Raw genomic sequence first — 19,842 nt, forward strand, 5'->3', positions numbered from 1 at the left:
GCTCGTCGGGCTCATAACCCGAAGGTCACAGGTTCAAATCCTGTCCCCGCAACCAATACCGGAAAGCCGCTGATTCTTGCAAAAGATCAGCGGCTTTTTTCATTCTCAAGCCGCCCATGCAGCTCTTCCAGCCCGCTGCCGCGATTAGCTCCCCGCAGTGCAGCAAACTGGTATATAATTCGCCTGCGGGGTGGAGCAGTCTGGCAGCTCGTCGGGCTCATAACCCGAAGGTCACAGGTTCAAATCCTGTCCCCGCAACCAATTCGAAGCCGCTGGTTCCTCGCAAGAGGGCCAGCGGTTTTTTCGTTGTGCACCCCGTTGTGCGCCCCGTTTACTCCGGCGCCTGGCGCGCATACACGACCAGGCGCAAGTGGCGGTCCGCATCGATGGTCAGCGAGGTGTGCTCATAGGCGACCTGCTCGCCGTCGATTGTCAGCTGGCGCACGCCTGCACACGGCGCATGCACGTCGTGGCGGCGCCACCACAGCTTGAATTCGGGTGAGACTTTTTCCAGTTCCTGCACCAGCGCGTGGATATCGGCTTCCTGCGTGGCGCGCACATAGTCGCGGCGAAAGCTCGACAGCATCAGTGGCGCCTGCTCTTCCCAGGCCGTGAAGCGTGAGCGCAGCAGCGGATCCGTAAACAACAGCCACAGCAGATTGCGGCGCGAGGCGGCATGCGCGCCGAAACCAAACAGCGCGTCCGTGCCCGCATTGAACGCCAGCACGTCCCAGCGCAGGTTGAGCACATAGGCCGGATGCGCCAGTTCGTGCATCAGGCGGCGCACCGGCGGCGGCACCACGCAAAACGTCTTGCCTTCTTCGGCCGGCGGGCGCGCATGCGCGAGCAGGAACAGGTGGCGGCGCTCGCCCGCGTCCAGTTTCAGCACTTCGGCCAGCTTGTCGAGAAAGGCGCTCGAGACGCCGATGTCGCGCCCTTGTTCCAGCCACGTGTACCAGGTCAGCCCCACGCCAGCCAGCGCCGCCACTTCTTCGCGGCGCAGGCCGGGCGTGCGCCGCCGTCCTCCGCCGGGCAAGCCCACGTCTTCCGGCGACAGGCGCGCACGCCGCGCCTGCAGGTAGGCGGCGAGTTCGTGGCGGGTGCGGGCTAAAGTGCGCATGGTGCGGTCTTTCCGGTGAGGCTGTTGCTATCAGTAATAGCATAAACAGTTAAATTGTAATTGTTTATATTGTATTCCAGAATGCCTGCTTTCTTTTCGAAGGCTTGCCCATGTCTGACTCTTTCCGCAGCGCCCCCGCAGTTGGCACTGCCGCGCTTCCCGCCACCGTCTACCTGATCGCCATTGGCGCATTCGCGCTGGGCATGGCGTCGTATGTGACGGCGGGCCTGATGCCGATGATCGCCGGCGCGTTTTCCGTTTCCCTGGCGATGGCCGCGCAACTGGTGACGGCGTTCACCCTGGCCTATGGCCTCGGTTCGCCGCTGGCCGTGGCCTTGCTGCCGGCGCGCGCGCAGCGCTCCGGCCTCCTGATCGCGCTGGCCGTGTTCGTGCTGGCGAACGGGGCCAGCGCGCTGGCGCCCGGTTTCAGCGGTTTGCTCGCATGGCGCGCCATTGCGGGCATCGGTGCCGGCGTCTACCTGGCGCTCGGTATCGCGGCGGCGGCGGGTGTGTCGGCGCCGCAGCAGCGGGGCAAGGCCATCGGCGTGATCATGGGCGGCATGGCGGGCGGCACGGTGCTGGGCGTGCCATTGAGCTTGCTGCTGGCGCAGCAGCTGGGCTGGACGGCGGCCCTGTGGCTGGTGACTCTTTTGGGCGGGCTGGCGCTGGCGGGCTTGCTGTGGCAGCTGCCCGCGCTGCCGGCGGCACCGGCGATTTCTCTGCGCCGCAAGCTGGCCTTGCTGGCCGATGGGCAGGTGCTGGCCATCTTGCTCGTGTCCTTGCTGGCGGCCATCGCCAGCCTGGGCATGTACACGTTTATCGCGCCGCTGCTGGCGTGGTCGGCGAACGGTATGGCGATGTCCGCCACGCCCTTCCTGTGGGCGTGGGGCGTGGGAGGGATCGTGGGCAGTGTGCTGGTCGGGCCATGGGCGGACAAGGTGGCGGCGCCGAAGCTGACCTGCATCATCTTGCTGCTGCTGGCGCTGGCCTTGTGCGCGCTGCCGCTGGCGGCCGGCTGGTCGGCCTGGCTGATGCTGGCGCCGATCGCGCTGTGGGGCGCGGCTGGCTGGGCCCTGCAAGTGCCGCAAAACCAGCGGCTGCTGGCCGTGCGTGCGCGGCAGGGCGACGGCAATCTGGCCATCGCCCTCAACGAATCGGCGCTGTACCTGGGCAGCGCCATCGGCGCCGCCACGGGCGGCCTGCTGCTCCTGCTCAACTGGCCGATGTGGCTGCTGGCGGCAGGCGCCGCCTTGGTCGCCACTGCGGCGTTGCTGCTGCAGTGGCCTGCCGCGCGGCGGACTTAAGCCTTTTTCGCCAGCTGCATGCCCACGGGCAGGGCGCGGATGCGCTTGCCCGTGGCGGCGAAGATGGCGTTGCACAGGGCCGGGGCGATGGGCGGCGTGGCCGGTTCGCCCACGCCGCCGAGCTCCATGTCCAGGGTGCCCGGCACCAGATGCGTGTGGATCACGCGCGGCGCATCGGCGGCGCGCAGCACGGCGTAGTCGTGGAAATTGCTTTGCTCGACCCGGCCATTCTTAAAGCTGATCTCGCCGCTCATGGCCAGCGACAGGCCCATGATGCAGGCGCCCTCGATCTGCGAGCGCACGCGGTCCGGGTTGATCTGCGGGCCGCAATCCATGGCGATGTCGACTCTCGGCACGATGACTTCGCCGGCCGCATTGATCTCCACTTCGATCACGGCCGCCACATAGGTGACGAAACTGTAGGACACGGCCAGGCCCAGTCCCCGTCCCTTGGGCAGCTTGCGGCCCCAGCCCGCCTTGGCCGTCGCCAGCTCGATCACGTGACGCATGCGGCCGATATCGACCGGATACTTCGCCGGGTCTTCGCCATAGTTCCAGCCGTCGGACAGGTCGGCCGGGTTGATCTTGCGCGCGGGGCCCAAGAGCGCCAGCAGGTAGTCGCGGTGGTCCTTCTTTGCCGCGTGAGCCAGTTCGGCCGTGAACGACTGGATGGCAAACGCGTGCGGGATGTTCGACACGGAACGGAACCAGCCGATGCGCGTGTGGGCCGGCACTTCGGGCACTTCGACGCGGACGTTTGGAATAGCGAACGGCACGTTGATGGCCGACATGCCCAGTTCGAACGGCGCCTGCTTGTTTGCGCCGGCGGCAAAAGTCGAGGTGATGGTGGGGGCGGCAGTGCGGTGCAGCCAGGCCGTCGGCATGCCTTTCGCGTCCAGCGACGCTTCCAGCCGTTCGACGGACACCGTATGCAGATAGTCGTGTTGCAGGTCGTCGTCCCGCGTCCACGTCAGCTTGACGGGCGCGCCATCCATGGCCTTCGACAGCAGCGCCGCCTCGACGGCGAAATCGGGTTTCGATTTGCGCCCGAAGCCGCCGCCCAGCAAGGTCACGTGGACGGTCACATCGTCGTACGACAAGCCCAGGGCCTTGGCCACGTTGCTGCGCGTCGCTTGCGGCGCCTGCACGCAAGCCCACACTTCGGCCTTGCCGTTGGCGATGCGCACGGTGGCGGCGGGCGGCTCCATGGTGGCGTGGGCCAGGTGGGGCAGATAGTATTCGGCGCTCAGTTTGCGCGCGGCGGGAGCGGCGGCCAGGGTAGCCACCGTCTTGCCCTGGTCGCGCGCCGGGCTGGCCGGCTGGCGCACGGCCGCTTCCAGCGTCTTGCGGAAGGCTTTTGAGTCGTAATCGCCGTTCGGGCCATCTTCCCATTCCAGCACCAGCGCTTCGCGGCCCTTGATGGCGGCCCAGGTGTTCCTGGCGATGACGGCCACGCCGCCCAGCGGATTGAACATGGCCGGCGGCGGGCTGCCCGCCAGTTCGACGATGCGCAGCACGCCAGGCACCTTCAGGGCCGCCGTCTTGTCCACGCTTTTCAGCTTGCCGCCGAAGACGGGCGGACGGGCGATGACGGCATACGCCATACCATCGAGGCGCGTGTCGATGCCGAAGTGGGTATTGCCCGTGACGATGTCGCGCAGGTCGATACCGCGCGTGCTGGTCTGGCCGATGTAGCGCAGCTCGTCCGCCGTTTTCAGGCTGATGCGCGCGCGTGGCGGCACCGGCAATTTGGCCGCTTCCTCGGCCAGGGCGCCGAACGACAGCGAACGTCCGCTGGCCGCATGCACGACCGCATGGTTGACGGCTTTCACCTCGGTGACGGGCACATCCCAGCGCACGGCGGCCGCCGTTTCCAGCATCAGGCGCGCCGTGGCGCCCACGTGGCGCATGGCGCGGAACGAGTGGCGCATGCTGCGCGAACCGTCCGTATCCTGGCTGCCGTAGCGCGCTTCGTCGGCGGGCGCCTGCTGCACGCGCACCTGCGCCCAGTCGGCGCCCAGTTCATCGGCCGCCACCATGGGCAGGCTGGTGCGGATGCCCTGGCCCATTTCGGAACGGTGCACAACAATGGTGACGATGCCGTCGGCGGCCACCGACAGGAAGGCCAGGGTGTCGTCGACCACGCCGCCGGCCATCTTGTCGCCGCCGTATTTGACGGCGTCGGCCGCCATCACGAGGCCGGAAGGGCCTGCCACCAAAGTCAGACCGGCCAGCGCGCCGGCGGCCTTGAGCCAGTTGCGCCGCGCAGGCGAATGGACGGCGGGAGTGTCATGGATGCTCATTTGGCCGCTCCTTTTGCGTTGATGCTGGTGGCGGCCTGCTTGATGGCCGCGTGGATGCGCGTGTAGGTGCCGCAGCGGCAGATATTGCCGCTCATCGCTTCGCGGATTTGCTGGTCGTTCGGCTTGGGCGTCTTGTGCAGCAGGGCCGTGGCCGACATGATCTGCCCGGCCTGGCAGTAGCCGCATTGGGGCACGCCGTGCTCCTGCCACGCTTGTTGCAAGGCCAGGCCGACCTTGTCTTCGCCCACGGCTTCGATGGTGGTGATCTTCTTGCCGGCGGCGGCCGACACCGGCGTCACGCAGGAGCGGATGGCTACACCATCGAGGTGCACGGTGCAGGCGCCGCACAGGGCCATGCCGCAGCCGAACTTGGTGCCGGTCATGCCCAGTTCGTCGCGCAGGGCCCACAGCAGGGGCGTGTCTTCAGGCAGGGCAAGGTCGTGCTGTTTGCCATTGATGGTCAGGGTCGTCATGTGTATTCCTCTGTGGGGGCTGGTACGGAAAGCGCGACGGCCATCCGCCATACGGATTAGCTCATCAGTAGGGGATGGTAGCACCAGCCGCCATGCGCTGCAGGGAGTGGGGTCCGGTGGCATACTGCGGCTTCTGATATTGGAGTTTTCCATGGCATACATCGCAGCGGCGCAGGGCTTGCCGGACATCCTCGCTCCCGGCTTGCAGGTGGTTTTTTGCGGCCTCAATCCCGGCGTGGACGCGGCGGCGGCCGGCCACCATTTTCTCGGCCGCGGCAACCGCTTCTGGCCCGTGCTGCACCTGTCCGGCTTCACGCCGCATCTGGTGGTGCCGCAGGACGATGCCAGCGTGCTCGGTTTCGGACTGGGCTTGACGGCGGCCGTCGGGCGCCCGACCAGCCGCGCGGACCAGGTGGGGGCGGACGAATTCGCGCAAGCGGCGGCGGGCCTGCAACATAAACTGGCATTGCTGCAGCCGCAGTGGATCGCCTTCCTGGGCAAGGCCGCCTACGCGGCGATGACGGGCAAGCGCCAGCTGGAGTGGGGCGAACAGGCAGAGCGCTTCGGCGGCGCGCGTGTGTGGATCTTGCCCAATCCGAGTGGGCTCAATCGCGGCTATTCGAAGGAGCGGCTGGTCGACGCGTATGCGGAACTCCAACGCGCGCTGGGCTGACGTCCAGTGCCACCGCGCGCAACAGCGGTGTGACGAAATCGAGGAAGGCGCGCAATTTCAAGGGCAGCGGCGCTTGTCCCTTGTGCAGCAGGCTGACGGGCAAGGGCGCCGCTTCGAACGGTGCGAGCACGATGCGCAGCCTGTCGCCGCGCAGGGCGTCCATCACCTGATACGACAGCACGCGGATCACGCCCGCGTCCAGGGTGGCGGCGGCGATCGCCGCGTCCACCGTATTGACGGCCAGGCGCGAGTGCACGGGCACGGACTGCGCAGCCTTGCCCGTGCCGAAGACCCAGGCGCGCCGCGATTCCAGCACCTCGAAACTGATGCAGGCATGCGCGGCCAGATCGCCCGGCGCAGTTGGCGTGCCATGCGCGGCCAGGTAGCCGGGGCTGGCGCAGACGACCCGGCGCACCGTGCCGACCCGCGTCGCCACGAAGCTGCTGTCGGGCAGGTCGCCGATGCGCATGGCCACGTCGACCTGCTCGTCCATCAGGTGCAGGACGCGGTCCGTCAGTACCAGCTTGATCTCGATGTCCGGATAGCGGGCGAGAAACGCCGCCACCACGGGCACGATGTGCAGGCGTCCGAACATGACGGGCGCCGTGATCGTCAGTTCGCCTTTCGGCACCGCATATTCGCCCGTCGCAATACGCTCCGCTTCGCCGATCTCTTCGAGGATGCGGCGGCACGCGGCCACGTAGGAGTGGCCCGCCTCCGTCAGCGACAGCTGGCGCGTCGTGCGGTGCAGCAGGCGCGTGTTGAGGTGCGCTTCCAGCGCCGCCACCTTGCGGCTGACGTTGGCCAGCGGCATGCCGAGATGGCGTGCGGCGGCCGACAGGCTGCCCGCGTCCACCACGGCCAGCAGGATGGTCATGGATTCCAGTCTATCCATCGCGTGTTCTCATGTGAGTCTATCGAATTTTGGAAGAATGATTCTCAATCTTATGGGATTCTCTTTGTTGGTGCAAGTACGTAAGCTGGTCTCCTTCGCCGCGGCATGTTGCCGCGGCAACATGAAAGGAGAGCGCCATGCGCCCCACACCCATTCCCCCGCCCGATGCACACACCGTGGCGTCCGCGCCGCGCGGCAAGATCCTCATGATGGCGGTGATCGCCGGCGCGGTCATCACCAACATCTATTGCACCCAGCCTATCCTGCCCCTGATCCAGTCCGGCCTCGGCGTCGACCTGGCGGCCGTCAACCTGGTCGCCGGCGCGGCGCTGCTGGGCTTTGCCACGGGACTGGCGCTGCTGCTGCCGCTGGGCGACCGCGTCGACCGGCGCACCCTGGTGCTGGGGCAGATCGCGCTGGCTTTCGTTTGCGCCCTGGCGGCGGCGCTGGCACCGGGCATCTGGCCGCTGATCGGCGCTTCGTTTGGCCTGGGCATCGTCAGCTGCGTGCCGCAGCAACTGGTGCCGCTTGCCGCGAGCATGTCGCCGCCCGCTGAGCGCGGCCGTTCCGTCGGCACGGTGGTCAGCGGCATCATGGTGGGCATCCTGCTCGGGCGCACGGTCGCCGGCGTGGTGGGCGAGGCCTGGGGCTGGCGCGCCGTGTACGCCATGGAAGCGGCCTTCATGGTGCCCGTGTGGATCGCGGCGGCGGCCTTGCTGCCGCGCGGGAAACCGGGTAGCCAGCTCTCCTACCTTGGCTTGCTGGCGTCGTTGTGGCCACTGGCGCGCGACCATCGTCCCCTGCGCGAATCGATGCTGATCCAGGCGCTGTTGTGGGCCTGCTTCAATGCGTTCTGGGTCAACCTGGCCTCGCTGCTGGCCAACGGTCCATGGCACCTGGGCAGCGCCTGGGCCGGCGCCTTCGGCATCATCGGCGCGGCCGGCGCACTGGCCGCCACCGTGGGCGGCAGGGCCACCGACAGACTCGGTTCGCGCACGGTCATTGGCCTGAGCATCGCCATCGTGACCTTGTCCTACCTGCTGCTGGCGGGCGCCGCCTCGTCGCTGGCCTTGCTGGTGATCGGCGTCATCGTGCTCGACATCGGCGTGCAGGCTGCCCTGGTGGCCAACCAGACGCGCGCCTTTGCCGTCGATCCGGCCGCCCAGGGTCGCATCAACAGCCTGTACATGACGGCGACTTTTATTGGCGGCGCCGCGGGCGTGGCGGTGAGCGGCTGGCTGATGCAGCGTTACGGCTGGACGGGCGTGGCGGTGTTTGGCGTTGTATTGGGCTTGCTGGCCGGAGCGATCCACCTGGCCGGATCACGCGCACAGCGGCGCGCGCCAACCTTAACTTAACGCGGCTGTTCCAGCTGCGCGTACACGGCGCCGGCGATCTTGCCCAGTTCCTGCTTGGGCAGGTTCGCCGAGAGGGCATAACCGAGCTGGCCGTCGATCCAGTAAAACACACTCAATTCCTTTTCCTGCGTGTAGCGGAAGGCCGTTTCCTGCCTGCCGGCCCGCTCTTTCGCCACGTACAGGGTCAGGCGCTTGCCGCCGCCATCTTCATACATGAATTGCGCCACGGGGCCGTCGCCATCGCCGGGCAGCAGGCGTCCGCCGATCAGGTGATAACCGAGCGGCGACAGCGCGGGCGGCTGCAATTTCGTGCCCAGGCGTTTCGACAGCCACTGCACCAGGTGCGCCTCCTGTTCCGCGCCCACCTCGACGGGGTGGCGCACTTCGGGTGTGTAGACGGCGTGGGCGATGGCGGCGCTGCGCGCCAGGGCAAGGGGGCTGGCGCTGGTGGTGATGCTGTCGCTTGCATCGCCGCGCAGCAGCCAGCCGCCCGCGCCGCCAGCGATCACCAGCACGACGGCCGCTGCTGCCTGCATGGCGGGGCGCTGCCAGGCGCCGTTCGCGGCCGGTGGCGATGCCGATTGCAGCAGGGCCGGTGGCACGGTTTCGTCCAGCACGGGGTCGAACAGGGCGCGCAATTGCAGGTTCTGTGCACGCCAGGCGTCGACTCGGGCGGCGTCTTCTGGATGCGCGCGCAGGTGGTCATCGATGGCCGCGCGCTGTTCCTCGGGCAGGACGCCGTCGGCCAGGGCGTGCAATTGCGCTTCGCTGATGGCTTGCGTTGTCATTTCACGACTTTCAGGGTGGGGGCGCCATGGCTGCCAACGGGGCGGCCGTCGAGCAGTTCGCGCAGCCGCTCGCGCCCGCGCGATAAACGCGACATCACGGTGCCGACGGGGATGTCCAGGGTGGCCGCCACCTGCTCGTACGGCATCTGTTCCAGCGCGACGAGCAGGATCACTTCGCGCTGCCCCAGCGGCAAGCGGGCCAGCGCCGCATCCATTTCGCCGATGGCGATGGACTGCCCGGGCGTACGCTCGGGCGCGGGCAGCAGGGCGTCGTCGTCGAGCTCCTGCAGCGCCAGGCCGGGACGGCGCAATTGATCCACGTGCAGGTTGTGCATGATGGAGAACAGCCAGGGCCGCATCTCGCCGCCGCGCTGCCGCTGATCGAGCTTGCGCCAGGCCCGCTCCACGGTGTCCTGCACCAGGTCGTCCGCGTGCAGGGCGCCCGCCAGCGCGCGCGCATAGCGGCGCAGGCCGGGCAGGCACGCTTGCAGCTGGCGGCTATCGTCTTGCGTGGCCATCGTGGCGGCGGGAAGGGCTGCTTACGGCTTGACGACGTGCCACACGTTCTTGAAATTGTCGCCGGCCACGTCGCCCGGCTTCTTGTCTTCCTTGTACAGGTACAGAGGCTTGCCCTTGTAGGTCAGCTGCATGGCGCCGTTGTCTTCGCGCTTGATGCTGCCATACGGGGCGGCGGGCGCCGCTTCGGTGGCGATGACGGCGGGCCAGGCCACCAGGCAGCCGCCGCTGCAGGCGCTCTTGCCGCTGTCGGCGACATCCTTGTCGAACACGTAGACGGTCATGCCGCTGGCGTTGACCAGCATGCCGTTGGCGGGCATGACGTCGGCGGCGAACGCCAGCGGGGCGGACAAGGCGGTGAACAGGGCGGTGGCGGCGAAAGTGGTAAAGCGCATGATGGTCTCCTTGAGGTTTTGGGGGCTTGCAAGGGATAGACGCGTGTCGCCCGCCGTTTATTCCCGCGCTGGCGGATTATTTTTTGGATGCAGGCTGGCCCACAGGTGGGCCGCCGCCATGGTGCGGTGCGGCGCGTACTGGCGCAGCCACTGTTCCGTGCGCGCCATGTCAGGTTTCGTTACTTCGCCGAGCAGCTTTTGCAGGGCGGCGCGGATGGCCACGTCGCCATGCAGCGAGCAGTCGGCATAGCCGTAGCCGCGCAGCAGCGCGTAGTTGACGGTCCACGGGCCGATGCCTTTCACGGCCAGCAGCGCTTGCGATATCGCCGCCACGTCACCGGAAGGCGGCAGCTCCAGCGACAGTTCTCCCTCATCGACGAGGCGTGCCAGGCGCAGCACGGTTTCCGCCTTGGCGCGCGAGAATTTGCGGCTGGTCAGATCTTCCACCGACAACCGTGCCACGTCGCGCGCCTCGGGATAGCACCACAAGCCGCTGGTGTGCCGGCGTCCCGCTTGCAGAATGAAAGTGCGGCGCAGGGAAATGGCGAACGGCAGGTTGATCTGCTGGCCGATGATGGCCCAGGTCAGCGCTTCGAAAGGGCTGGCCGATTGCACGATGCGCAGGCCCGGATTGACGCTGACCAGAGGCGCCAGCAGCGGGTCGCCGGCGGCCAGTTGCGCGAACGGCTGCGGGTCGATGCGCAGGCCGAGGATGTTCAGCAAGGCGCCGTGCAGCGGTGTTTGAAGGCCGGCATCGGTATCGCCATCGATGTCCGCCTGGCAGATGGCCGCAGCGTCCGTGAAGGCCACGTCCAGCACGACCGGCACGCCCTGCATCAGGATGCCCTTGCGCAGTCCCGTTGGCGTGACTTGTTCGGCCACGGCTTCGCCATCGCGGCTGTGGAAGGCGATGACGTCGTCGCGGCGGTAGCCGGCGGGCAGGGGGAGGGTCCAGTGCAACAGGGTCATGGTGGGCAGGAAATTAGGGAGCGTATCAGGGACGGTATCAGGGGGCCGATGCGGGCGCACCGCGTTTCTTGCTTTTTACCTTAGCGCGCGCAGATGTCGGTGCTGGGTGGACTCAGGGCCGCCGCGTGCTGGATCTGCAGAGTCTCGGGTACGCCATTTTTCACGGCCGTCAGTTCGGCCAGGATGGAAATGGCGATTTCGGCCGGCGTCTTGCTGCCGATGTACAGGCCTATGGGTCCATGCAGGCGCGCCAGCTGTTCTGCGCTGACGTCGAACTGCAGCAGCCGTTCGCGGCGCTTGGCATTGTTGGCGCGCGAGCCGATCGCGCCCACGTAGAACGCGGGCGATTTCAACGCTTCCATCAGGGCCAGGTCGTCGAGCTTGGGGTCGTGCGTGAGGGCGACGACGGCGCTGCGGCTATCGAGCTTGAGTTCGAGCACGAGGTCGTCCGGCATGGCGTGCAGCAGGGGCACGCCGGGCACGTTCCAGCCGCCCCGGTATTCCTCGCGCGGGTCGCAGACGATGACGTGGTAATCCATGGCCGTGGCGATCTGCGCCACGAAGCGTGACAGCTGGCTGGCGCCGATGATCAGCAAGCGCCAGCGCGGGCCATGCTGCGTGGTGAGTACGCCATCTTCGAGGGCCAGCACGGCCCCCGGCGTGGCGCGCCGCAGGGTGACGGCGCCGCTATCGAGATCCAGGCGGCGTTCGACCAGTTCATGCGCTTCCAGGCGCGCCAGCAGTTCGGCCACCTTGCTGTCCGCATGCAGCGGTTCGATGGCCAGTTCGATGGTGCCGCCGCAGGGCAGGCCGAAGCGGTGCGCCTCGTCCGCGCTGATGCCGTAGCTGACGATTTCCGGCTGCGTGCGCACGATGCCGTGCACGCGCACGGTATCGATCAAATCATCTTCGATGCAGCCGCCGGAAACGGAACCGACCACCGTGCCATCGTCGCAGATAGCCAGGGTGGCGCCCACGGGGCGGGGGCTGGAACCCCACGTCTTGATGACGGTGACGAGTTCGCAGCGGTGGCCGGCGGCGAGCCAGGCGGCGCTGGTTTTCAGAACTTCAAGGTCGATGCTGTCCATGGGGCGCGGAAGGAAAGCCGCAGGTAGGCGGCAAAGTATGGAATATTTTTTAATATTGTGGCTATACTACGCTCTCCAACAGCCTGCGGAGAGTTTCATGTCGAACGACCAAAAGACGCAAGATGACGGCATCCCCAAGTTTGGCAAACTGCTCATCGCCCTGTTCCTGGCGGTGGTGTTTTGCGGCGCCCTGACCTGGATCATGGGCACCTACTTCCCGAACTTCCCAGGCGCCTGAGCAAACCTGCTGTATCAGGCGCCTTTGGCGTTTAAGGCTTCAACGGCTTCTTCGCCGCCTGCTTCGCGCGCACGTCGATGACGGCGCGGTTGACGGCCGCCATGCGCGAGTTGGTGCCCGGGTGCAGGGCCGTGTAGCCGTTGGCGACCGTCGCCGGCACTTGCGCGGCCAGGCGCTGCCAGAAGCGCGCGGCGTTGTCGACGTTGTAGCCGGCGCGCGCCAGCAGGTAGATGGCCAGGGTGTCGGCTTGCACGTCGAGTTCCTGCGGCATGGCCTTGATGCCGGCGGCGCCCGTGAGCATCGACACGTCGGGCTGCACAGCGCCCAGGCTGTCGATGATGCTGCCGGCCGTGCCTGCCGTGCGCTGGCTGCGCGCGTGGTCGAGGATGTTGTGCGCCATTTCGCGGGCGATGACGAAAGCGATGCCTTCGTCGTTTTGTGCCGCATTGACCATGCCGCGCGTGAGCATGATGCGTCCGCCGTCCGAGTACGCGTTGATATTGTCCGCATTGCCCAGGGCGACGCGGAAGGCGCAGGCGCGCGTGACGGGAATTTTGAGGTCCTGCTGCTGGCCGTCGCGGGCGATGGTCATGTTCAGGCTCGCGCTTTTCGAGGCCAGCGGGCCGACGATGGCGCCGAACGGGCCTTCCGCTTTCGGGCCGGCCGGCAGCGGCTTGCCTTCGGCTGCCAGCAAGCCGTCGCCCTTGCGCAAGCCGGCGCGCGCGGCGCCGCTGCCCGGCAAGACGCCGGACACCTGCATCTGTTCGCCGTAGCCGAGGGCCGCCTGCGCCGCGTCGGCATAGATGCCAGGGTAGGAATACTTGTTCTGCGCCGTGAAGCCCAGCAGGTTGCGCGCATACGTCTTGCACAGATCCGCATTGTTGATCAGCAGGGGCGCCGAGACTTTCGACAGGCGGTCCTGCAGCGCCACCATCTTCACCAGTTCTTCCTGCGCCGCCTTTTGCTGCGCCGTCGGCGCGGGCGCATCGGGCGCCGGCACGACGTTGAACGGGCCGCTGACATTCGTCATCGGGGTGGTGCAACCAGCGAGGATGGCCGCACTGGCCAACAGGAGAGGAGTGGCCAATCGGCGCAGCGAAGTTGGGGCTGGGATCAGATGGCGGAAACCTGGCATGGACTATTCCTTCGTGTAGCTCCTGACAAAACCTACTGCGCGGCGCGATTTGCGGCCTCCGATGCTCACTGTGCATTCGCACAGCTCCGCTTCTCAGCCACAACTCACATCCGCTCGCTACGGTTTGTCAGTCGCTGTTAATGTTTGCCGGTGCTGCCGAAACCGCCAACACCGCGTTCGCTGTCGCCGAATTCCTCGACGACGTTAAAGCCCACTTGCAGCACCGGCACGATAATCAGTTGCGCCAGGCGTTCCATGGGATTGAGCGTGAAAGCGCTCTGGCCCCGGTTCCAGGTCGATACCATCAGCTGGCCCTGGTAATCGGAGTCGATCAAGCCTACCAGATTCCCCAATACGATGCCGTTTTTGTGGCCCATGCCGCTGCGCGGCAGGATCATGGCCGCATACGACGGGTCGCCGATGTGGATGGCCAGGCCGGTGGGAATGAGCACGGTCTGGCCGGCTTCGATGGTGATCGCTGAGGCTATGCAGGCGCGCAGGTCCAGGCCGGCGCTGCCGGGCGTAGCGTAGGCCGGCAGCAGTTCTTTCATGCGGGCGTCGAGGATCTTGATGTCGATATTTTTCATGAATCTAACTAACTAAGCTAAGTCGTTTAATGGGATTATTTGAGCAGCGAATTCTTGGCAATGCGCTTCGAGATTTCCGAAATCAGCTGGCGCGCCAGGTTCAGTTTCGAGGCGCGCGGCAGTACGGTATGGCCTTCTTCGTCGAACAGGATGATGGTGTTGTCGTCCTGGCCAAACGTGTTGTGGCCGATATTGCCGACCAGGAGGGGAATGCCCTTCTTTTCACGCTTGGTCGAGCCGAATTCCACGAGGTTTTCCGATTCGGCGGCAAAGCCCACGCAGTAGGGATAGCCGGCCAGGTTGGTGCGTGCCGCCACGGTGGCGAGGATGTCGGGGTTTTGCGCGAACTGCAGTTCGGGTACGGAGCCGTCGGCCTGCTTTTTCATCTTCTGGTCGCTGGCGTTGGCCACGCGCCAGTCGGCGACGGCGGCCACGGCGACGAAGACGTGCTGGCCGTCGACGTGGGCCAGCACGGCATCATGCATCTGCTGCGCGCTTTGCACGTCGATGCGGCGCACGCCGAATGGCGCGTCCAGGGCAGTTGGGCCGGAAATGAGCAGCACTTCGGCGCCCGCTTCGCGCGCTGCGCGCGCCACCGCATAGCCCATCTTGCCCGAGGACAGATTGGTGATGCCGCGCACGGGGTCGATGGCTTCGAACGTGGGGCCGGCCGTGACCAGCACGCGCTTGCCCGCCAGGACTTTCGGCTGGAAGGCGGCGATCAGCTCCGTCAGCAGCTGTTCCGGTTCCAGCATGCGGCCCAGGCCCACTTCGCCGCATGCCTGTTCGCCGGCGGCCGGGCCGAACAGCTTGATACCGTCGTCGCGCAACTGCTGCACATTGCGTTGCGTGGCCGGGTTCTGCCACATTTCCACGTTCATGGCCGGCGCCACCAGCAGGGGCAGGTGGGCGGGACGGGCCAGGCACAGGGTCGACAGCAGGTCGTCGCACACGCCATGCGCGAGCTTGCGCATGAAGTCTGCCGAACACGGCGCGATCAGGATGGCGTCCGCATGGCGCGTCAAATCGATATGCGCCATGTTGTTGTCGATGCGGGCATCCCACTGGCTCGTGTGAACGGGGTGGCCGGACAGCGCCTGCATCGTGACGGCCGTGATGAAGTGGCTGGCCGCATCCGTCATCACCACTTGCACCGAGGCGCCGGCCTTTGTCAGCGCGCGGCACAGTTCCGCCGCCTTGTAGCAGGCGACGCCGCCTGACAGTCCCAGGACGATTTTTTTGCCGGACAATTCCATGCCGTTCTCCCGCGTGTTTATTTGTTTACCCGGCGCAGTTCATCGATGATGAACAGGGCCGCGCCGATGCAGATGGCGCTGTCGGCGATATTGAAAGCGGGGAAATGGCCCCAGCTTTTCCAGTGGAAGTCGAGGAAGTCGACCACGTGGCCGTACATCAGGCGGTCGATGGCGTTGCCCAGCGCACCGCCGAGTATCAGCGCCAGGGCCCAGCAGAACATGCGTTGTCCCGCGTGCTTTTTCAGCAGGTAGATGATGTAGATGGCGGCCGCCAGGGCGATGCCGGTGAAGAAATAGCGCTGCCAGCCACCCTGGTCGGACAGGAAACTGAACGCGGCGCCCTTGTTATACGCGAGCACCAGGTTGAAATACGAGGTGATGACCATCTCCTGCGCATAGCGGAAGGTCTTCAGGATCGTGATCTTGGTGATCTGGTCGAACAGGATGACGATGGCGGCAATGCCCAGCCAGGGCACGAGCGACGCCGACGATGACGATTTCGATGAAAAACGGTTTTTGGTGGCCATATTTTTCCAGGGAAGATAAAGCCGCCGCTGCCCTTGCAGGCAGCGGCGGTGGGAGCGGGGCGGAAGTCATCCAGCCCCGGCTTGCTGTTCTAGGCGAAGCGGCGTTTCTCGCCCGCGCCAAACAGATTGCTGACGCAGCGGCCGCACAGGGTAGCATGCGCGGCGTCCGTACCCACGTCCGCACGGTAGTGCCAGCAGCGCTCGCACTTCGGCGCCGTCGACGCGGCCACGACCACCTCTTCTGCCGCTTCGTCGGCCACTTCAGCCACGGTTGCCTGCGAGGTGATGAAGACGAACTTCAAGTCTTCGCCCAGGGTGGTCAGCAGCTTGTACTTCATCGGCGCGGCCTTGATCGTCAGTTCCGCCTGCAGCGACGAACCGATGGCGCCCGAGGTGCGCAAGTCTTCCAGCTGTTTCGTCACATCCGTGCGCACGGCGCGCAGTGCCGTGTATTTCTCCAGCAGGCCGGCGGCATCCGCCACTTCCGGCAGCTGCCACCACGTTTGCGTGAAGATGGTTTCATCGCTGGCGGCATACGCTTCGCTTCCTGCGAAGACAGCCCATGCTTCTTCGGCCGTGAACGACAGGGCCGGGGCCATCAGGCGCAGCAGGCTTTGCGTGATGTGCCACAGGGCCGTCTGCGCCGAACGGCGCGCATGCGACGTCAGGCCCGAGGTGTACAAACGGTCCTTCAAGATGTCCAGGTAGAAGCCGCCCAGGTCTTCCGAGCAGTACGTCTGCAGCTTCGACACGACCGGGTGGAACTCGTAGCGCGCGTAGTTGTTCTCGATCTGCGTTTGCAGCGATGCCATGTTGGCCAGCGCATAGCGGTCGATTTCGAACATCTCCGCCACCGGCACGGCGTCCGTGGCCGGATTGAAGTCCGACGTATTGGCCAGCAGGAAGCGCAGGGTGTTGCGGATGCGGCGGTACGATTCCGTCACGCGTTTCAGGATCTCGTCGGAGATCGACAGCTCGCCCGTGTAGTCGGTCGAGGCGATCCACAGGCGCAGGATGTCCGCGCCCAGGGTGTCCGAGATCTTTTGCGGCGCCAGCGTGTTGCCCAGCGACTTAGACATCTTCTTGCCTTCGCCATCGACCGTGAAACCGTGCGTCAGCAGGGCTTTGTATGGCGGACGGCCGTTCAGCATCGACGACACGAGCAGCGACGAGTGGAACCAGCCGCGATGCTGGTCCGAGCCTTCCAGGTACAGGTCGGCCGGGAATTGCAGCTGCGTCGAATGCGAACCGTGGCCTTGCGGGCCGCCCAGCACCGTCTGGTGCGTGGCGCCGGAATCGAACCACACGTCCAGGGTATCTTTGTTTTTCGCGTAGATGGCCGCTTCGTCGCCAATCAGGTCTTTCAGATCGAGCGCCTGCCATGCCTCGATGCCGTTCTTTTCGATCAGCTTGGCCACTTGCTCCAGCAGTTCCGGCGTGCGCGGATGCAGGTCGCCCGTTTCCTTGTGCACGATGAAGGCCATCGGCACACCCCACTGGCGCTGGCGCGACAGGGTCCAGTCAGGACGGTTGGCGATCATGCCGTGCAGGCGCGCCTGGCCCCAGTCCGGGAAGAATTCGGTGTCGGCGATGCCTTTCAGGGCCGTCTCGCGCAGGGTCGCGCCGCCGTCTTTCGGCGTCACGTCCATGCCGGCGAACCACTGCGAGGTGGCGCGGTAGATGATCGGCGTCTTATGGCGCCAGCAATGCATGTAGCTGTGGTCGAACATCTTGACTTCGAACAGCGCGCCCGCTTCGCGCAGGGCGTTGCAGATCGGCTTCGACGCTTCCCAGATGGTCATGCCGCCGAACAGGGGCAGGGTCGAGGCGAACTTGCCGTCGCCCATGACGGGCTTGATGATGTCGTCGTCCTTCATGCCGTGCGCCTTGCACGAGATGAAGTCGTCCAGGCCGTAGGCTGGCGCCGAGTGCACCACGCCCGTGCCGCTTTCCGTGGTCACGTATTCGGCCAGGTACAAGGGCGACAGGCGGTCATAGAAAGCGTCGCTCGCATGCAGCGGGTGGCGGAAGCTGATGCCGGCCAGGGCCGCGCCGTCGCAGGTGGCGATCGTCGTGCCTTCGAGCTTGAAGCGCGCCAGGCTGGCCACGACCAGGTCTTGCGCCAGGATCAGCAGCAATGGCTGGCCATCGCGCTCGGCTTTCACCAGCGCGTATTTGACTTCCGGGTGCACGTTCAGCGCCTGGTTCGACGGGATGGTCCACGGCGTCGTGGTCCAGATGACGATGAAACCGTTATCGGTCGGCAGCGATGGCAGGCCGAAGGCAGCCGCCAGTTTGGCCGGCTCGGCGAACTTGAAGCCGACATCGATGGCGGGATCGCGTTTTTCCGCGTATTCCACTTCCGCTTCGGCCAGGGCCGACTGGCAGTCGAAGCACCAGTTGACCGGTTTCAGGCCGCGGTAGACATAGCCTTTTTCCAGCAGCTTGCCCAGCGCGCGCAATTCGTCCGCTTCATTGCCGTGCGCCATCGTCAGGTAGGGGTTGTCCCACTCGCCCAGCACGCCCAGGCGGATAAAGTCTTTCTTCTGGCGCTCGACCTGCACGTTGGCGTAGGCGCGCGCTTTTTCCAGCACTTCGGCCGTAGGCAGGTTCTTGCCGTGCAGTTTTTCGATCTGGATCTCGATCGGCATGCCGTGGCAATCCCAGCCCGGTACATACGGCGCGTCGAAGCCTGCCAGCGAGCGCGACTTGACGACCATGTCTTTCAGGATCTTGTTGACTGCGTGGCCCAGGTGGATGTCGCCATTCGCGTACGGCGGGCCGTCATGCAGGATGAATTTCGGACGGCCGGCGGCAGCCTTGCGCACGCGCTCGTAGATCTTCTTGTCTTGCCATTGCTGTACCCATTGAGGCTCGCGCTTGGCCATGTCGCCGCGCATCGGGAACGGGGTTTCCGTCATGTTGACCGGGTATTTGCTTTCAGGCTTCTTGTTCTGCTTGGGCGTGGCTGGCTTGTTTTGATCGGACATAATCTTCTTTAATGATATTGAATGGTTTGCGGCGGCGGGAGCCGCCAGTCGGCGGAGTTGGCCGGCGTCAAATTCGGTCGGTGGCGGTAATGGCGCCGCTGCGCTGCTCGAAGTAGGCGCGCGCCTGGTTCGAGTCGCGCTCGATGGCGGCCGTCAGGGTGGGCAAGTCGTCGTACTTTTCTTCGTCGCGCAGCTTTTCCAAAAACTCCACGCGTACCAGCTTGCCGTAGCAGGACTGGGCGAAATCGAACAGATGCACTTCCAGCAAGACGCGGCCGCTGTCGTCGACGGTGGGGCGCACGCCCAGGCTGGCCACGGCCGGCAACGGTGCCGGTCCCAGGCCGTGTACCTGCACGATGAAGACGCCGGACAGGGCGGGGCGGTGCGCCACGCGCAGGTTCAGGGTGGGGAAACCGAGCGTGCGGCCCAGCTTCTGGCCGTGGATGACGTGGCCGGAAATGGCGTACGGATGGCCGAGCAGCTGCGTGGCCAGCGGGAAATCGCCGGCGGCTAGCGCCAGGCGCACGGCCGATGACGAGATACGCGTGCTGCCATTCATCACCGTCGGTAAAGTTTCTACGTGGAAACCGTATTGGCGGCCCGCTTCCTGCAGCATGGCGACGTCGCCGGCGCGCCGGGCACCATAGCAGAAGTCGTCGCCGACCATCAGCCATTTCACGTGCAAGCCGTCGACGAGGACTTTTTCCGTGAATTCCTGCGGCGTCAGGGCGGCGAACTGGGCGCTGAAGTGCTCGACGACGACACGGTCGATGCCGGCGTCGTCCAGCGACTGCAGCTTGTCGCGCAGGTTGGCGATGCGCTGTGGCGCCTTCGACAGGTCACCCGCGCGCTGCGCGAAGAATTCGCGCGGGTGCGGCTCGAACGTCATCACGGCCGCTTCGATGCCGAGTTCGGTGGCAGCTTCGCGCACGCGCGCCAGCAAGGCCTGATGGCCGATGTGGACACCGTCAAAATTGCCGATGGTCAGAGCGCAAGGCGCTCGTGCCTGGGCATTGGGAAGTCCGCGGAATACCTTCATAGGAATCTGATGAAAAACTGTGCCAAAAGGGGGATTATACGGACTGTTTCAGGGATGCACACCCGGCAGGGCGGGCGCAGGGGCAATTTCCCTGCTGAAATGATAAAAAGCGTTGCCGGCGAGTGTGCTGGCAACGCTTTTCGCGATGGGCACTCAACTAGCTGCCCGACAATATCTTGGCGATATTG

Annotated in this window: 19 protein-coding genes and 1 tRNA gene; 5 read left to right on the forward strand and 15 right to left on the reverse strand. The window is 65.8% G+C overall.

All coding sequences use genetic code 11. The features are described from left to right. Positions 1–184 precede the first annotated feature (184 nt). Positions 185–261 (forward strand) — tRNA-Met (locus JAB6_RS15785). 70 nt (positions 262–331) lie between these two features. On the opposite strand, the gene JAB6_RS15790 is transcribed toward JAB6_RS15785, so the two are convergent. Beyond that, positions 332–1,120 carry a helix-turn-helix transcriptional regulator gene (locus tag JAB6_RS15790; RefSeq protein WP_070303573.1) on the reverse strand — a complete coding sequence of 263 codons (789 nt, stop codon included), beginning with the start codon at positions 1,118–1,120 and terminating at the stop codon, positions 332–334. A 110-nt stretch (positions 1,121–1,230) separates the two neighbouring features. Here JAB6_RS15790 and JAB6_RS15795 point away from each other — a divergent pair, with 110 nt between their 5' ends. Further along, positions 1,231–2,424: an MFS transporter gene (locus JAB6_RS15795; RefSeq protein WP_070303574.1), complete on the forward strand. Its 1,194-nt coding sequence runs from the start codon at positions 1,231–1,233 to the stop codon at positions 2,422–2,424. Here the strand turns inward: JAB6_RS15795 and JAB6_RS15800 are convergent. Together JAB6_RS15800 and JAB6_RS15805 are read right to left on the reverse strand one after the other, a co-directional pair. After that, the gene (locus JAB6_RS15800) at positions 2,421–4,727 is read right to left on the reverse strand and encodes a xanthine dehydrogenase family protein molybdopterin-binding subunit (protein WP_070303575.1); all 2,307 of its coding nucleotides are present in this window, start codon (positions 4,725–4,727) and stop codon (positions 2,421–2,423) included. The genes JAB6_RS15795 and JAB6_RS15800 overlap by 4 nt on opposite strands. Then, on the reverse strand, positions 4,724–5,200 hold the full coding sequence (locus JAB6_RS15805) for a (2Fe-2S)-binding protein (protein WP_034754200.1): 477 nt from the start codon (positions 5,198–5,200) through the stop codon (positions 4,724–4,726). Before JAB6_RS15805 ends, JAB6_RS15800 begins: the two co-directional genes overlap by 4 nt. A gap of 151 nt (positions 5,201–5,351) precedes the next feature. On the opposite strand from JAB6_RS15805, the gene mug reads away from it, so the two are divergent. After that, positions 5,352–5,873, forward strand: coding sequence for a G/U mismatch-specific DNA glycosylase (gene mug / locus JAB6_RS15810; RefSeq protein WP_070303576.1), 522 nt, complete (start codon positions 5,352–5,354; stop codon positions 5,871–5,873). Here the strand turns inward: mug and JAB6_RS15815 are convergent. Beyond that, positions 5,806–6,768 (reverse strand): LysR family transcriptional regulator, encoded by a 963-nt coding sequence (locus tag JAB6_RS15815; RefSeq protein ID WP_083292748.1) that lies wholly within the window; start codon positions 6,766–6,768, stop codon positions 5,806–5,808. The two genes, mug and JAB6_RS15815, sit on opposite strands and share 68 nt — an antisense overlap. 137 nt (positions 6,769–6,905) lie before the next feature. Here JAB6_RS15815 and JAB6_RS15820 point away from each other — a divergent pair, with 137 nt between their 5' ends. Further along, positions 6,906–8,126 carry an MFS transporter gene (locus JAB6_RS15820; RefSeq protein WP_070303577.1) on the forward strand — a complete coding sequence of 407 codons (1,221 nt, stop codon included), beginning with the start codon at positions 6,906–6,908 and terminating at the stop codon, positions 8,124–8,126. On the opposite strand, the gene JAB6_RS15825 is transcribed toward JAB6_RS15820, so the two are convergent. The 5 genes from JAB6_RS15825 to JAB6_RS15845 form a co-directional block, all read right to left on the reverse strand. Beyond that, on the reverse strand, positions 8,123–8,914 hold the full coding sequence (locus JAB6_RS15825; protein ID WP_070303578.1) for an anti-sigma factor: 792 nt from the start codon (positions 8,912–8,914) through the stop codon (positions 8,123–8,125). The two genes, JAB6_RS15820 and JAB6_RS15825, sit on opposite strands and share 4 nt — an antisense overlap. Continuing rightward, a complete protein-coding gene (locus JAB6_RS15830; RefSeq protein ID WP_070303579.1) occupies positions 8,911–9,432 on the reverse strand; it encodes an RNA polymerase sigma factor in 522 nt (173 codons plus the stop codon). The genes JAB6_RS15825 and JAB6_RS15830 overlap by 4 nt, the downstream gene beginning before the upstream one ends. Positions 9,433–9,453: 21 nt before the next feature. Beyond that, a complete protein-coding gene (locus JAB6_RS15835) occupies positions 9,454–9,825 on the reverse strand; it encodes a hypothetical protein (protein WP_058050557.1) in 372 nt (123 codons plus the stop codon). Between the two features lie 57 nt (positions 9,826–9,882). Further along, positions 9,883–10,794 (reverse strand): DNA-3-methyladenine glycosylase 2, encoded by a 912-nt coding sequence (locus tag JAB6_RS15840; RefSeq protein WP_070303580.1) that lies wholly within the window; start codon positions 10,792–10,794, stop codon positions 9,883–9,885. A gap of 80 nt (positions 10,795–10,874) precedes the next feature. Continuing rightward, positions 10,875–11,882 (reverse strand): XdhC family protein, encoded by a 1,008-nt coding sequence (locus JAB6_RS15845; RefSeq protein WP_070303582.1) that lies wholly within the window; start codon positions 11,880–11,882, stop codon positions 10,875–10,877. 97 nt (positions 11,883–11,979) lie between these two features. Between JAB6_RS15845 and JAB6_RS29360 the strand changes: the two genes are divergently transcribed. Further along, positions 11,980–12,120, forward strand: a complete 141-nt coding sequence (locus JAB6_RS29360; RefSeq protein WP_175444556.1) for a hypothetical protein — start codon at positions 11,980–11,982, stop codon at positions 12,118–12,120. Between the two features lie 31 nt (positions 12,121–12,151). Here JAB6_RS29360 and JAB6_RS15850 read toward each other — a convergent pair whose 3' ends face one another. From JAB6_RS15850 to JAB6_RS15875, 6 genes are all read right to left on the reverse strand, one after another. Continuing rightward, entirely contained in the window at positions 12,152–13,255 is a 1,104-nt protein-coding gene (locus JAB6_RS15850; protein WP_070303583.1) for a M48 family metallopeptidase, read from the reverse strand. A gap of 137 nt (positions 13,256–13,392) precedes the next feature. Continuing rightward, on the reverse strand, positions 13,393–13,842 hold the full coding sequence (gene dut / locus JAB6_RS15855) for a dUTP diphosphatase (protein ID WP_034754180.1): 450 nt from the start codon (positions 13,840–13,842) through the stop codon (positions 13,393–13,395). 35 nt (positions 13,843–13,877) lie between these two features. Continuing rightward, the gene (gene coaBC, locus JAB6_RS15860) at positions 13,878–15,098 is read right to left on the reverse strand and encodes a bifunctional phosphopantothenoylcysteine decarboxylase/phosphopantothenate--cysteine ligase CoaBC (protein WP_070303584.1); all 1,221 of its coding nucleotides are present in this window, start codon (positions 15,096–15,098) and stop codon (positions 13,878–13,880) included. Positions 15,099–15,115: 17 nt separating this feature from the next. Further along, a complete protein-coding gene (gene lspA, locus JAB6_RS15865) occupies positions 15,116–15,625 on the reverse strand; it encodes a signal peptidase II (RefSeq protein ID WP_034754175.1) in 510 nt (169 codons plus the stop codon). Positions 15,626–15,714: 89 nt separating this feature from the next. Then, complete coding sequence (ileS, locus tag JAB6_RS15870) at positions 15,715–18,615, reverse strand: isoleucine--tRNA ligase (RefSeq protein ID WP_070303587.1); 2,901 nt, start codon at positions 18,613–18,615, stop codon at positions 15,715–15,717. 67 nt (positions 18,616–18,682) lie between these two features. After that, positions 18,683–19,654, reverse strand: a complete 972-nt coding sequence (locus tag JAB6_RS15875) for a bifunctional riboflavin kinase/FAD synthetase (RefSeq protein ID WP_070303589.1) — start codon at positions 19,652–19,654, stop codon at positions 18,683–18,685. Between the last annotated feature and the right edge of the window lie 188 nt (positions 19,655–19,842).

Source organism: Janthinobacterium sp. HH104 (assembly GCF_001758715.1).
Taxonomy (GTDB): Bacteria; Pseudomonadota; Gammaproteobacteria; order Burkholderiales; family Burkholderiaceae_D; genus Janthinobacterium; species Janthinobacterium aestuarii.